At 65.7% G+C, this 15,288-nt stretch carries 9 protein-coding genes; all 9 read left to right on the forward strand.

Going from position 1 to position 15,288, the window contains the following annotated elements; all coding sequences use genetic code 11:
• Positions 1–80: 80 nt before the first annotated feature.
• The 9 genes from tssH to ACTJLF_RS17355 are packed head-to-tail and all read left to right on the forward strand — an operon-like array spanning position 81 to position 15,270.
• Entirely contained in the window at positions 81–2,840 is a 2,760-nt protein-coding gene (gene tssH / locus ACTJLF_RS17315) for a type VI secretion system ATPase TssH (protein WP_440883580.1), read from the forward strand.
• A gap of 23 nt (positions 2,841–2,863) precedes the next feature.
• Entirely contained in the window at positions 2,864–5,203 is a 2,340-nt protein-coding gene (locus tag ACTJLF_RS17320; RefSeq protein ID WP_440883581.1) for a type VI secretion system Vgr family protein, read from the forward strand.
• Between the two features lie 32 nt (positions 5,204–5,235).
• Positions 5,236–7,566: a type VI secretion system Vgr family protein gene (locus ACTJLF_RS17325; protein ID WP_440883582.1), complete on the forward strand. Its 2,331-nt coding sequence runs from the start codon at positions 5,236–5,238 to the stop codon at positions 7,564–7,566.
• 31 nt (positions 7,567–7,597) lie between these two features.
• On the forward strand, positions 7,598–9,937 hold the full coding sequence (locus ACTJLF_RS17330; protein WP_184605887.1) for a type VI secretion system Vgr family protein: 2,340 nt from the start codon (positions 7,598–7,600) through the stop codon (positions 9,935–9,937).
• Between the two features lie 30 nt (positions 9,938–9,967).
• Positions 9,968–10,408, forward strand: coding sequence for a hypothetical protein (locus tag ACTJLF_RS17335; RefSeq protein ID WP_020723378.1), 441 nt, complete (start codon positions 9,968–9,970; stop codon positions 10,406–10,408).
• The gene (locus tag ACTJLF_RS17340; RefSeq protein ID WP_440883583.1) at positions 10,405–13,080 is read left to right on the forward strand and encodes a DUF2169 domain-containing protein; all 2,676 of its coding nucleotides are present in this window, start codon (positions 10,405–10,407) and stop codon (positions 13,078–13,080) included. The genes ACTJLF_RS17335 and ACTJLF_RS17340 overlap by 4 nt, the downstream gene beginning before the upstream one ends.
• Positions 13,077–14,132: a pentapeptide repeat-containing protein gene (locus ACTJLF_RS17345; RefSeq protein ID WP_440883584.1), complete on the forward strand. Its 1,056-nt coding sequence runs from the start codon at positions 13,077–13,079 to the stop codon at positions 14,130–14,132. Before ACTJLF_RS17340 ends, ACTJLF_RS17345 begins: the two co-directional genes overlap by 4 nt.
• A 20-nt stretch (positions 14,133–14,152) precedes the next feature.
• Positions 14,153–14,845, forward strand: coding sequence for a DUF3540 domain-containing protein (locus tag ACTJLF_RS17350; protein WP_440883585.1), 693 nt, complete (start codon positions 14,153–14,155; stop codon positions 14,843–14,845).
• Between the two features lie 41 nt (positions 14,846–14,886).
• Positions 14,887–15,270 (forward strand): DUF4150 domain-containing protein, encoded by a 384-nt coding sequence (locus ACTJLF_RS17355; protein WP_019657936.1) that lies wholly within the window; start codon positions 14,887–14,889, stop codon positions 15,268–15,270.
• The last annotated feature ends 18 nt before the right edge of the window (positions 15,271–15,288 follow it).

The following is a 15,288-nucleotide window of genomic DNA, read 5'->3' on the forward strand; positions in this document are numbered from 1 at the left end:
GGGCCACCGGTGTTACCCCCCCGCAAGGGGGGCGGCGTAGCGACACGAAGTGCGCGAAGACTGGGGGTTAGCTTAGTTCCATGACCGACATCCGCCGCGTCTCTCTGTTCTCCAAGTTGAATCCGATGCTCTACAAGGCATTGGAGACCGCCACCGCCTTCGCCAAGCTGCGCGGCAACGCCTACGTCGAGCTGGTGCACTGGCTCCATCAGATCCTGCAGCAGCAGGACAGCGACTTGCTGCGCATCATCAAGCGCGCGGGGCTGAACCTCGATGCCGTCGAGCAGGACCTCGTGCGCGCCCTCGACAGGCTGCCGCACGGTGCCACCTCGATCAGCGACATCTCGGAGCACGTCGACAACGCCGTCGAGCGCGCATGGGTCTATGCGAGCCTGCGCTTCGAGGCCACCTCGATCCGCGGCGCCTATTTGCTTGCGGGCATCATCAAGACGCCGGGGCTGCGGCAGGTGCTCTCTGGCATCTCGCGGGAGTTCGACAAGATCGTGCCCGACGTGCTGGTGGCGCAGCTGGCCCCGTGGACCGAGGGCTCGCCCGAGGACGACTTCGACGCCGCCGAGGCCAGCACAGCAGGCGGCGCACCGGCCCTGGCGCATCACCAGGGCGACGGCCCCGCGGCCGGCGGCTCGGCGCTCGCCAAGTACGCGAGCGACCTCACCGCCAAGGCGCGCGCGGGCGAGCTCGATCCGGTCTACGGCCGCGACGACGAGATCCGCCAGATCATCGACATCCTCATGCGCCGCCGCCAGAACAACCCGCTGCTGACCGGCGAGGCCGGCGTCGGCAAGACGGCGGTGGTCGAAGGCTTGGCTTCGCGCCTCGCCGCGGGCGATGTCCCGCCTTCGCTGAAGGACGTGTCGCTGTGGGTGCTCGACCCCACGCTGCTGCAGGCCGGCGCGGGCGTGAAGGGCGAGTTCGAGCAGCGGCTGCGGCAGGTGATCGACGAAGTCGAGAAGAGTCCCAAGCCCATCGTGCTCTTCGTCGACGAGGTGCACACGCTGGTCGGTGCGGGCGGCCAGGCCGGCACCGGCGACGCGGCCAACCTGCTCAAGCCTGCGCTTGCACGCGGTCGGCTGCGCACCATCGGCGCGACCACCTGGTCGGAGTACAAGAAGTACATCGAGAAGGACCCGGCGCTCACGCGGCGCTTCCAGACCATCCAGGTGCACGAGCCCACCGAGCCCAAGGCGGTGCTGATGCTGCGCGGCATCTCGGCCGAGCTCGAGAAGCACCACAGCGTGCTCATCCTCGACGCCGCGCTCGAGGCGGCCGTCAGCCTGTCGCACCGCTACATCCCCGCGCGCCAGCTGCCCGACAAGGCCGTGAGCCTGCTCGACACCGCATGCGCGCGCGTCGCGCTGAGCCAGCATGCACTGCCGGCTGCCATCGAAGATCTCCAGCGCCGCATCGAGGTGCTCGGTATCGAATCGGGCATCGCGGAGCGCGAGGCTGCGATCGGCGTGGGCGAGTCGCAGCGCGTCGAAGACATCGCGGCGCAGGTCGCGCAGGCGAAGGCAGAGCTTGAGGTGCTCGAGAGGCGGCGCGTGGAAGAAAGCGCGCTGGTCGAGCGCATCGTCGCGCTGCGCAAGCAGCTTTCGCCGGCAGCGGTGCCCCAGGCGCAGACGCAGGCCGGGGCATCGGAAGCCGAGGACGCTGACGCAACGGCGAACGTCGAAGTCGACGTCGACGTCGATCCCGACGCACCTTCCGCCGAACCCCAGCGCACGCCCGACGAGATCCGCGCCGAACTCAACGAGGCACAGGACAAGCTCTCGCAGCTGCAGGGCGAATCGCCGCTCATCCTCGCGGCCGTCGACGCACAGGCCGTCGCCACTGTAGTGGCCGACTGGACCGGCATTCCCATCGGCCGGATGGTTCGCGACGACGCGCAGTCGGTGCTCAGGCTCGGCGAGATCCTCTCGGCGCGCGTGGTCGCGCAGCCCGATGCGCTGGAGACCATCTCGCGCCGCATCCGCACCGCGCGCGCGCGGCTGGACAACCCCAACAAGCCCGTCGGCGTGTTCCTGCTCTGCGGTCCTTCGGGCGTGGGCAAGACCGAGACGGCGCTGGCGCTGTCCGAGGCGCTGTACGGCGGCGAGCAGAACCTCGTCACCATCAACATGAGCGAGTTCCAGGAGTCGCACACCGTCTCGACGCTGAAGGGCGCTCCGCCCGGCTACGTGGGCTACGGCGAAGGCGGCGTGCTGACCGAGGCCGTGCGCCGCCGGCCCTACAGCGTGGTGCTGCTCGACGAGATCGAGAAGGCGCACACCGACGTGCACGAGATCTTCTTCCAGGTCTTCGACAAGGGCTGGATGGAAGACGGCGAAGGCCGCCACATCGACTTCCGCAACACCGTGATCATCATGACCTCCAACGTCGGCACCGACCTGGTCATGCAGCTGTGCGAAGACCCGACCCTGCGCCCCGACCCCGAACCGCTGGCCGCCGCGTTGCGCGAACCGCTGCTGAAGGTGTTCGCGCCCGCGCTGCTGGGCCGGCTGGTTGTAGTGCCTTATTACCCGTTGCACGCGGAGGCGTTGCACCGCATCATCCGACTGCAGCTCGATCGCATCGCGGCGCGCCTGCAGGCGAACCACGGCATCGCACTGGCCTACGACGACAGCGCCGTCGAACTCGTCGCACGCCGCTGCACCGCCATCGAATCGGGCGGCCGGATGATCGACGCGATCCTCACGCACACGATCCTTCCGAGGCTGAGCGAGGAAGTCATCGGGGCCACGGTCAGTGCGCGCAAGCTTGCGGGCGTGCAGCTCAGCGCTGCGGACGACGACTTCCGCTACGAGTTTTCCGAAGCGTAAAAAAATAGAAGGAGACAACCCCCATGGTCAGAGTCGTTCGAGCCCACACGCCGCTGGGCGAGAGCCAGCTGGTGTTCCGCTCGATGCGGGGCACGGAGGGTTTGTCGCAGCTGTTCGAATTCGAGGTGGACCTGCTGAGTCCGAGCGCGTCGCTGGATCTGAAGTCGATGCTGGGCAAGCCGCTGACGCTGGAGATCCAGACGGCGGGCAGCGGGCCGAGGTACCTCAACGGGCAGGTGATCCGCTTCTCGATGATCGGGCGGGAGGGCGATACGGAACGCCACACGGTGTACCGGGCCAGCGTGCGGCCGTGGCTGTGGTACCTCACGCGCTCGAGCGACAACAAGATCTTCCAGGACAAGAGCGTGGTGGAGATCCTGGAGGAGGTGTTCGGTGACTACGGCTTCGCGTTCGAGAAGCAGCTCTCTGGCAGCTACCGCAGCTGGGAATACTGCGTGCAGTACAACGAGAGTGACTACGCCTTCGTGAGCCGGCTGATGGAGCTGGAGGGCATCTACTACTGGTTCAGGCACGAGAAGGACCAGCACACGCTGGTGCTGTCCGACGACATCGGTGCGCACGAGGCGACGCCCGGGTACGAGACCATCGACTACTTCGCGTCCGACCGTGACATCACCGAGGACATGGAAGTCATCCGGGAGTGGCAGCCCAGCGAGGAAGTGCGCTCGGGCAGCTACACGGTGGACGACTTCAACTTCACCACGCCCAAGGGCGACCTGATCAACGTGCGCAGCCAGCCCCGGGGGCACGACAACGCCGACTACGAGGTGTACGAGTGGCTGGGCGACTACCCGGCCGCGGGAGACGGCGAGCACTACGCGAAGGTGAGGCTGGAGGAGGCGCAGTCGCTGGCGCAGCGCAGCAGCGGGCACTCGACCGTGCGGGGCATGGCGCCGGGCTACAAGTTCACGATGCGCAACTCGCCGAGGTCGGACGACAACCAGGAGTACCTGGCGGTGTCGGTGTCGTACGCGCTGCGCGAGGGGGGGTATGCCACGGGCTCGGAGCGCGGCACCTACGACTTCGACTTCGTGGTGCAGCCCACGGCGCTGGCGTTCAGGGCGCCCAGGCAGACGCCGGTGCCGCGCACCAGCGGTCCGCAGACGGCGACGGTCGTCGGTCCGCAGGGCGAGGAGATCTGGACCGACCAGTACGGGCGGGTGAAGGTGCAGTTCCACTGGGACCGGTATGGGCAGCGCAACGAGAACAGCTCGCGCTTCGTGCGGGTGTCGCACATCTGGGCGGGGGAGAGGTTCGGGGGCGTGTTCACGCCGCGCATCGGTCAGGAGGTGATCGTCGACTTCATCGGCGGGCGGCCGGACCGGCCGGTGATCGTTGGGCGTGTGTACAACGCGGACCAGATGCCGCCGTTCGCGCTGCCCGGGGAGGCGACCAAGAGCGGGATCGTCACGCGGTCGTCGAAGGGTGGCTCGGAGGCGACGGCCAATGCCTTGGTGTTCGAGGACAAGATGGGCGCGGAGCAGATCCTGGTGCACGCGCAGCGCAACCTGGACGTGGAGGTGGAGGGGGACGAGACGCACACGACCGAGAAGACGCGCACGACGCTGATCAAGGGTCACGAGTCGGCGACGTACGAGTCTGGCGAGGAGCGGCACATCACGCAGGGTGCGGTGGAGACGATCGACGGGGGCGAGGAGCGCACGGTGACGGGCGGTGCGACGGAGACGGTGACCGACGGGGAGACGCGCACGATCACGGGTGGGGCGACGGAGACGATCAGCGGGGGGGAGACGCGGGTGGTCAATGGCGGCATCGATGAAACCGTCAACGGCAGCGTCTCGTTGACCGTGAACGGAACCGTCGTGCGCCTGGTGAGCGGAGCCGACATCCGCATCGTCGGCGGTGGGCGCATCGAGATCGTCAATGCCGTCGACACCAAGCTGGTGATCGGTCCCGATACCACGGTGGTCACCGGCCCGAAGACGGTAGGCGCGCCGACCATCGTGCACAACGCCACCAACTACACGCTCAACAACACGCACTACACGCTCAATGCGAACGTGATCGTCTACAACACGCCGCGCCAGACGGTGACCACGGACGATCACGGTCACTGGCGCTGGACCAATTTCGCAGCGACATGGGGCAAGGCGAACCTCTGGACGCCCCTCGCCTTCGATTTCTATGCCGCGAAGGTGATGGTGACCGCATCGACCTTCACGTCGATCAACGGCATCTTCATCAACCTCGCGCTGCTGAACGACAACGAAAACCGGATCAAGAAGAACGTGGCGATAGGTGATCTTGGCTTCGTGGTCTCGAAGCTCGTGAAGTTCAAGTTCAAGGAGGTGAGGGGCGCATTCTTCCTCCGGGCTCCCTGAGCCTGCAAAAAAACCAACAGGAGACTTGCTTCATGCAGAGGGTCGTAAAAGCCCACACGCCGCTGGGCGAGAGCCAGCTGGTGTTCCGCTCGATGCGGGGCACGGAGGGTTTGTCGCAGCTGTTCGAATTCGAGGTGGACCTGCTGAGTCCGAGCGCGTCGCTGGATCTGAAGTCGATGCTGGGCAAGCCGCTGACGCTGGAGATCCAGACGGCGGGCAGCGGGCCGAGGTACCTCAACGGGCAGGTGATCCGCTTCTCGATGATCGGGCGGGAGGGCGATACGGAACGCCACACGGTGTACCGGGCCAGCGTGCGGCCGTGGCTGTGGTACCTCACGCGCTCGAGCGACAACAAGATCTTCCAGGACAAGAGCGTGGTGGAGATCCTGGAGGAGGTGTTCGGTGACTACGGCTTCGCGTTCGAGAAGCAGCTCTCTGGCAGCTACCGCAGCTGGGAATACTGCGTGCAGTACAACGAGAGTGACTACGCCTTCGTGAGCCGGCTGATGGAGCTGGAGGGCATCTACTACTGGTTCAGGCACGAGAAGGACCAGCACACGCTGGTGCTGTCCGACGACATCGGTGCGCACGAGGCGACGCCCGGGTACGAGACCATCGACTACTTCGCGTCCGACCGTGACATCACCGAGGACATGGAAGTCATCCGGGAGTGGCAGCCCAGCGAGGAAGTGCGCTCGGGCAGCTACACGGTGGACGACTTCAACTTCACCACGCCCAAGGGCGACCTGATCAACGTGCGCAGCCAGCCCCGGGGGCACGACAACGCCGACTACGAGGTGTACGAGTGGCTGGGCGACTACCCGGCCGCGGGAGACGGCGAGCACTACGCGAAGGTGAGGCTGGAGGAGGCGCAGTCGCTGGCGCAGCGCAGCAGCGGGCACTCGACCGTGCGGGGCATGGCGCCGGGCTACAAGTTCACGATGCGCAACTCGCCGAGGTCGGACGACAACCAGGAGTACCTGGCGGTGTCGGTGTCGTACGCGCTGCGCGAGGGGGGGTATGCCACGGGCTCGGAGCGCGGCACCTACGACTTCGACTTCGTGGTGCAGCCCACGGCGCTGGCGTTCAGGGCGCCCAGGCAGACGCCGGTGCCGCGCACCAGCGGTCCGCAGACGGCGACGGTCGTCGGTCCGCAGGGCGAGGAGATCTGGACCGACCAGTACGGGCGGGTGAAGGTGCAGTTCCACTGGGACCGGTATGGGCAGCGCAACGAGAACAGCTCGCGCTTCGTGCGGGTGTCGCACATCTGGGCGGGGGAGAGGTTCGGGGGCGTGTTCACGCCGCGCATCGGTCAGGAGGTGATCGTCGACTTCATCGGCGGGCGGCCGGACCGGCCGGTGATCGTTGGGCGTGTGTACAACGCGGACCAGATGCCGCCGTTCGCGCTGCCCGGGGAGGCGACCAAGAGCGGGATCGTCACGCGGTCGTCGAAGGGTGGCTCGGAGGCGACGGCCAATGCCTTGGTGTTCGAGGACAAGATGGGCGCGGAGCAGATCCTGGTGCACGCGCAGCGCAACCTGGACGTGGAGGTGGAGGGGGACGAGACGCACACGACCGAGAAGACGCGCACGACGCTGATCAAGGGTCACGAGTCGGCGACGTACGAGTCTGGCGAGGAGCGGCACATCACGCAGGGTGCGGTGGAGACGATCGACGGGGGCGAGGAGCGCACGGTGACGGGCGGTGCGACGGAGACGGTGACCGACGGGGAGACGCGCACGATCACGGGTGGGGCGACGGAGACGATCAGCGGGGGGGAGACGCGGGTGGTCAATGGCGGCATCGTCGAGACCGACAACGGAGACGTGCTGCTGGTGGTCAACGGAAGCACGATGCGTCTCGTGACGGGGGCGGACGTCCGCATCACGGCGGCGGGCCGGCTGGAGATCATCAACGCCCTCGACGGCAAGCTCGTGCTCGGCCCGCATGCGACCGCGGTGACCGGAACGAAGACGGTCTCGGCGCCGACCATGGTCTACAACAGCACCAACTACACGGTCAACACCACCAACTACACGCTCAACGCAGACGTCGCCGTCCTCAACACGCCGGGCTATACCGGCAATGCTGCCGACCAGGGATGGATCGACCAGCAGAAGGACATCGTGTCGAACCGGCATGTCAAGCTGTTCATCGGTTCCGCGGACTTTTTCGGGGCCAAGCTGCAGGTCGCGGGAGTGAACACCATGCTCAGCGGCGTCTTTGCAAACTGGTCGTACCTCTTTTGGCTCGACGCGCTCATCAACATCAAGGTCAATGTGAAGAGTCGCTTTGCCACGAGCACCGTCCAGAAAAGAGGGCCGTTCGTGGTCACCGTCAATCTGAAGCGCAACAAGAAATGAGCGCTGCCGGAACAGAAAGGAAAGGCGCGTCATGGAAAGAGTAGTCCGTGCCCACACGCCGCTCGCCGAAGACCAGCTGTTGTTTCGCGCGATGCACGGCAGCGAAACGCTGTCGGAACTGTTCGAGTTCGAGGTCGAGATGCTCAGCCCCGATCCTTCCATCGATGCAAGGGCTCTGCTGGGCAAGTCGATGGCGCTGGAAATGAAGACTGCGGCCGATGCGCGCTTCCTTCATGGCGAGGTCACGCGCTTTGCACGGACGGGCCGCGAAGGCGGCACGGTGCGCCACACGGTCTACAGGGCCACCGTGCGGCCGTGGCTGTGGTACCTCACGCGCTCGAGCCACAGCCGTACCTTCCAGGGCTGCACCGCGGTCGAGATGATCGAGGAAGTGCTCGGCGCCTACGGCTATGCCTACGAGAAAAAGCTCAGCGGCAGCTACAGGGCCTGGGACTTCTGCGCCCAGTACGAGGAATCGGACTTCGCTTTCGTGAGCCGGCTGATGGAGCTCGAAGGCATCTACTACTGGTTCAGGCACGACAGGAACCAGCACACGCTGGTGCTCGCAGACGATGCCTCGGCCCATGATGAACTTCCCGGCTACGCGTGCATCGACTATTTCGCCAGCGATCGCGCCATCACGGACGACATCGAGGTGATCGACGACTGGCAGGTGACGGCAGAGGTGCGTTCGGGCAGCTATACGGTCGACGACTTCAACTTCACCACGCCCAAGGCCGATCTTTCGGGCACGCGGGTGCAGCCTTTGGCCACCGACAACGCCGACTACGACATGTACGAATGGATCGGCGACTACGGTGCAGCCGGAGACGGCGAGCACTATGCGCGCGTGCGGCTCGAGGAGGCACAGTCGCTCGCCGATCGCAGCGCCGGCCATGCCACCGTGCGGGGCCTGGCGCCGGGATATCGCTTCAACATGCGCGGCTCCCCGCGCGACGACGACAACCGGGACTACCTCCTGGTGTCGGTGAGCTACGACTGGCGCGAAGGTGGCTACGCAACCACGGCAGATGCGCCGGGCGGCTCATCCTTCGGCCACGGGTTCGTCGTGCAACCTGCCGACAGGCCGTTTCGCGCACCGCGGCGTACGCCGATGCCGCGGACCAGCGGTCCGCAGACGGCCACGGTCGTCGGCCCCGAGGGCGAGGAGATCTGGACCGACGAGTATGGCCGCGTGAAGGTGCAGTTCCACTGGGATCGCGTCGGACAGAACAATCAGGACAGTTCGTTCTGGGTGCGTGTCTCGCAGGCATGGGCGGGAGACTCCTTCGGCACGGTGCACGTGCCGCGCATCGGCCAGGAGGTGATCGTCGACTTCATCTCCGGGCGCATCGACCGTCCGATCGTGATCGGTCGCGTCTACAACGCCGACCAGATGCCGCCATTCGATCTGCCAGCGGAAGATGCCAGGAGCGGTATCGTGTCGCGCTCGACCAAGGGTGGCTCCGTGGCGAACGCCAACGCGATCGTGTTCGAGGATCGCATGGGGGCCGAGCAGATGCTGCTGCATGCCGAGCGCAATCTCGACACCGAAGTGGAAGGCGACGAAACGCACACCACCGAGAAGACGCGTACCACGCTCATCAAGGGCCATGAGTCGTCCACCTTCGAGTCGGGCGAGGAGCGCCACATCACCGCCGGCGCGGTCGAGACCATCGATGGCGGCGAGACGCGAACCGTGCACGACGGAGCGATCGAAACGGTGTCGGGTGGAGAGATCCGAACCATCACCGGCGGAGCGACAGAGATCATCAGCGGCGGCGAGAAACGCGTGGTCAACGATGGCATCTTCGAGACCGTGAACGGGGACGTGGTCGTCACGGTCAACGGCTCGGTGCTGCGGCTCGTGGCGGGATCGGACATCCGCATCACCTGCAGCGGGCGGGTCGAGATCATCAATGCCTTCGACGGCAAGCTGGTGCTCGGCCCCGACAACACCGTGGTCACGGGCACCAAGACAGTCACTGCGCCCGACATCACTTACACGAGCACCGATCACAAGGTCAACACCACCAATTTCACGATCAACACGAAAGTGACGACCTACAACACGCCCAGGCAGGAGGTGAATGCCGACAACCAGACCTGGTATCAGCGCAACGTGAAGGAAGGGACCGGGTTTCAGGTCACGGCGACGCTGGGGTCCTACGACCTGTACGGTTTCAAGGTCCTGACCTGCGGTCTCAACTCGATCAATTCAGGTGTTTTCGTGAACCTGTCGCTTGTCAACTTCATCGACTGGGTCTGGCGCAAGGAGAACATCGTCATCAAGCTGAAGAAGACCAAGGCGGTGGAGGTCGACGTGGCCTTGCAGGAAACACAGACCGGCGACCTGAATGTCACGGAATGACGCGGGCACCTCGCGAAGGAAGAACATCGAATGTCGTGGTCTGACATAGTACTGGGATCGGTGGGCGCGATCGCGATCGCCGCGACGGTGGTCCTGTCCGTCTTCCTGGTGTGGAGCACCGTGACCACCAACTCCGAATACAAGCAGGAGGAGCGGCACTGGCTGCAGCTGCGGGGTCATGCGCGGCATGCCGAGGCCGAGGTGCTCGGACTCGCCCGTCCGCCGGGCCAACTCACCAAGCGCAGCCGACATGGCGCCGGCATGACGGCCACAGAGCTGCGTCTGGCCTGGCGCGATGAGCGGGGCGAACTGCGCCAGGCCACCGTGAGGACCTTCATCGACGAAGACCTGCTATCGACTTTCGTCAGGGGTAGCAAGGTGCATGTGCTGTATTCCGACGCCGAGCCTCCGATGGTGGCGATCGATCGCGATCGCACACAGGTTGAAATCCCGAGCACGACCGCCGCATGAAGATCGTCAAGCCGCTGCGCATGAGCATGCTCACCCGCTCTTTCATCAAGGATCGACGCCACTGGCTGGGGATGACGGCGATCGTCATGACCGACGGCTTCGGCCTCGATGCGAAGCTGGTGCCCGAGCCTGATTGCTGGAAGACCTTCGCCACCGAACTCGGCGAGGAGTTTTCCATCGATCTCGGCATGCCCAAGGCGAATCCCGAGTTCCTGGTGACGGGCAACGCCTACACGTGCCATCACGCCGATCGCACGCAGAGTGCGGTAGCGGTGCGGGTCGGCCGGCGCACCAAGGCGCTGCATGTGTTCGGCGATCGCTTCTGGGTCGACGGCCGTTCCAGCGCGCCGCAACCGTTCGACATGATGCGGCTCGACTGGCAACACGCGTTCGGCGGCCCCGGATTCGCCGAGAACCCGGTCGGCATCGGCCATTCCGACGAAATCGTCAACGGCCTGCAAACGCGACGGCTGCCCAACATCGAACTGCCGCATGCGATGCTGCGCCGTCGAGACCAGCAGGTAGAGCCTGCGGGATTCGGTATGGTCGGCATCGAGCGGCCCTCGCGCGCGCAGCGACTCGGAAAGCAATACGACGAGCACTGGAAGCAGAACATCTTTCCGGGCTATGCGCTGGACATGGAGTGGAGCTACTTCAACGCCGCGCCGCCCGACCAGTGGCTCGTGCCCGGTGACGGCGAACTGGCCGGCGCCGAGTTCGAGATCACGAACATGCATCCCGACCATCGGGTGCAGCGCGGTCGCATCCCCGGCTGGCGGGCCCGCGGCTTCGTGGTTCGTGGCAAGCATCACCTGCACAGCCTCGACGGTGCGGTGCTCGAAGACCTGCCGCTGCATCTGAGCACTGCATGGTTCTTCCCGCACCTTGAGCGCCTGGGGCTGATCTATCACGGGGTGACCGAGATCGCGGAGGACGACGCGGACGACATCAGCCACGCCATGATGGCGATGGAGGAGGGCAGTGCGCCGCCGCTGCCGGTTTCGGACTACCGCGAGGTGCTGGTGATCCGCTGCGAGGCGGAAGATCGTGCGCTCTATCTGCTGCATGACGAGCAACTGATGCCCGAGCACATCCTGGCCCCGTGGCCCGACCTGGACATGTCCGCTCTGCCGCCGTCGCCCATGCGCCGCAACATGGAGGTGCGCGCCGAACGCATGCGTTCGGAAGTGCGCGAGAAAGCCAGGGCGGACGGCGTCGACATGAGCCGCTTCGAAGCAGAGGAAGGCGAGATCCCGCCGCACAAGCCGCCCACGTCGATGCGCGAGTTGCCTGAGTACATCGCGAAGACGCGGGCGATGGTCGAAGAACAGCGCACGAAGATCGAGCAGGTGCGCGCCGAGATGGCGGCCGCAGCCGAAGCCAATGCGGTCGAGTCGCGCAAGGCTGGCTTCGACACCTCCAGGCTCATGGAGCAGAGCACGTCGACGAAACAGAAAGGCCCGCCGAAGGTCGACGCCTGGGCGCGCATCGAGAGGCAGCGGCAATCTTCCGCTGCGGCAGGGGCGACGCCCATGCCGCAGCAGGCGGCTGACGAATTGAAGCGGCTGTCGCACATGGCCGGCGATCAGCTCATCGCCAACTACCGGCGCACCGCGCAGCATCAGGATGCAGCCGATCCGATGACGCCGGAGGCTGCAGCGCAGGCGCGTGCGCAGGCCGAGCGCATCCTGGCCGATCGGCGCGATTTCTCCGACCTGGATCTCACGGGTGCCGATTTTTCGGGCATGGATCTGCGCGGCACGCGATGGCGGCGTACCTTGCTGGAGAGCGCCGATTTCAGCGGTTGCACGCTCGACGACGCGGACTTCGGCGAGGCGTTGCTCGTGCGCGCCCATTTCTCGCACACCTCGCTGCGAGGTGCCGATCTGGCCAAGGCCAACATGGTGCTCGCCGTGTGCGAAAACACCGATTTCTCCGGGGCACGGTTCGATCAGACCCAGCTCGACGAGCTTCGGGCGCAGGGCTGTGATTTCTCGGACGCGAAGCTGGTCGACCTGACCCTCGACAAGGCCCGCCTGAGCGACTGCAGGTTCGACCGGGCGCACCTTTCCTCGGTGGATTTCCTGGACGAGAGCGAACTGCACCGTGTCCGCTTCGATCATGCGCGCCTGCGAAAAGTCTCCTGGTACAACTGCGCCGTCTCGGGAATGATTTTTGCAGGCGCCGCACTCGACACCTGCGACTGGACCGACAGCGAATGCCACGGCGGCATCGACTTCTCCGACGCGCGCGTAGAGAGCACTTGCTTTGTCGGCAGCAGCAAGCTCGGGGGAGCCAACTTCCAGCGCGCCGTGCTGATCGACTGCAACCTGCGCGACGCGGTGCTCGATGCCGCCGACTTCACCGATGCCCGGATGGACGGCACCGATTTCTCGAACGCCTCGATGCGCAAGGCCACGCTGGTGGGCGCCGATGCGCGGGACTCGAGCTTCGTGCGCACCGACCTCACGGGCGCAACGCTCGTCCGTGCAAACCTGATCGGCGCGAACCTGCAGAAGGCCTTGCTGGGTTCGGCGAACCTCCATCGCGCGAACCTGTTCCAGGCCGACCTGGGCCAGTGCCTGATCGACAGGTTCACCCGGTTCGACGAGGCCTATACCGAGCAGGTCAAGACCGTGCCCAAGCGCGCACCCGAGCAGGACACGCCATGACGCCCACACGCATTCGATCCATGGTCCAGCGGGGCGACGAAATCCGCGAGAAGAACCTGAAGGGCCTGAACTTCCGCGGCTTCGACCTGTCGGGCGGCGTCTTTCTGTCGTGCGATTTCACCGATGCCGATCTGTCGGGTGCGAAGCTCGAAGGCAGCATGTTCAACCAGTGCCGCTTCGCCGACGCGAACCTGGCCTCGGCCTCGCTCGTCGAATGCGTCTTCAGCCGGTGCGAGTTGCCTGGCGCGCGCATGCCCGGCGCGTCGCTCGACGGCGTCATGTTCGAGAGCTGCAACATGGCCGGCGTGGACTTCTCCGGCGCCGACCTGGGCCATGCCTCGTTCGCCGACGATATCCTGGACGACGCCTCGTTCGCCGACGTTCGCCTGGAGAAGCTCAGCGTACACGGCGGCTCGCTCCTGCGTGTCGACTTCTCGCGCGTGCGGGTGCAGGCCACCTTCTATCGGACCGATCTGCGCTCGGCGGTGTTCGCCGGCTGCAGCTACGACAAGACCATCTTTATCGAATCGAAGCTCACCGGGCAGGCATTTCGCGGCCAGTCTTTCGAGAACTGCCAGTTCACGGACGCCGACCTGCGCGATTGCGACTTCGAAGGTGCCACGCTCCTGCGCTGCAACTTCAAGGGCGCACAGCTGGAAGGCGGCAGCATGCGGCGCGTGCACGCACCGCAAAGCCTGTTCCCGCAGGTGCACATGAAGGGCGTGGCGTGCACGGGCGGCGTCTTCACCCAGAGCATCTGGATCGACGCGGATTTGGAGGGCGCCGATTTCGCGGGTGCCGATCTCGAGCAGTGCGTCTTCCATCGTGCGCGCTGCAGCAAGGCCAGGTTCAGCGAATCGGTGCTGACCTATGCCGATTTCTCGTACGCCGACCTGCACGACGCCGATTTCGGTGGCGCCACGTTCATGCGCACGAAGATGCACCGCGCGCTGACCGAAGGCACGCGTTTCTCTGATAAAGGCGGCCTGCTGCCGAACGATCCCGATCTTTTCGCGGCCGAGGAGTTCTCGGCGCGCGGAGCCAGACCCTGACGAGTACATCGAGGTTGCCCATGAACGTTGCTTCCCTGCGATCCCCCATGTCCCAGCCAACCCCGGCGGAACACCGTACGGGCCCGGAAAGCGGCGCAGTCAATGCGCTCGGCACCGTCGTCTCGGCGCTGCCCGGCGGTCTCTACAGCGTCGAGAGCGACGGGCGCGTGCTGCATTGCCAGCGCGCTGCCAGCTGCCTGCTGCGGCCGGAGATCGGTGATCTGGTGCTCGTGAGCGGGCCCGATTCGAGCCGTCTCTATCTCACGGCCGTTGCCGAACAGGCCGACGCACGGACATCGCGCCTGGACGTGAGCGGCGACATGACCCTGGCCTCCGAGCGCGGCGCGGTCAGCATCGAAAGCGCGACGCAGCTTTCGCTGCGAGGTCGCGAGGGCGTGCGCATGGATGCGCCGCAACTGGAGATCGACGCCAATACGGCCGATTGCCGCGTGGGTCGGCTGGCATACAGCGGCGAAGAAGCCGAGGTCAGGGTGCTCGGCATTCGCGTGATCGGCCGCGTCTACGAGGCGATCGTCGAGCGGCTTGTGCATCTGAGCAAGACGGCATTCCGCATGACCGAGGGCATCGATCAGGTGCGCGCCTCCCACATCGACTACCAGGCTACCGAGATGGCCAGGCTGCACGGCAAGAATACCGTGGTCACGGCACAGGACCTGATCAAGGCGGACGCCAGCCAGATCCACATGGGCTGAACGAGCCGCACATTCCCGAAAACCATCAAAGGAGACACCGCATGTTCGCCAACTGCCAATTGATGGGAATCGACCTGGCATTCCCCGACGTCTGCAAGTCGCCGGCCATACCGATCCCGTACCCCAACTTCGCACTGGGCCCCACCGCGATCCCGAAGGCCTGGAACATCCTCTACCTGTGCACCCCCGCACACAACCTGGCCACGCGCACGCCGCTCACCTTCGGCGACAACGCGGGCATCGGCCTGGGTGTGGCGGTGCAGAGCGTGATGGGGGAGTCACGGCACACGCTGGGCGCTTTCACCATGCTGATCAAAGGCTCCGCGCAGACGCGCCTGACGAGCATGACGCGCCAGAACCGTGGCAATGCGATGGGCATGCGGATCGTGCCGAGCCAGCCCAAGATCCTGGTGCTGATGGCCTGAAAGCGGTCCGAAGATCGG

The sequence above is a fragment of the Variovorax sp. 22077 genome (genome assembly GCF_052044195.1).
GTDB lineage: Bacteria > Pseudomonadota > Gammaproteobacteria > Burkholderiales > Burkholderiaceae_C > Variovorax > Variovorax atrisoli.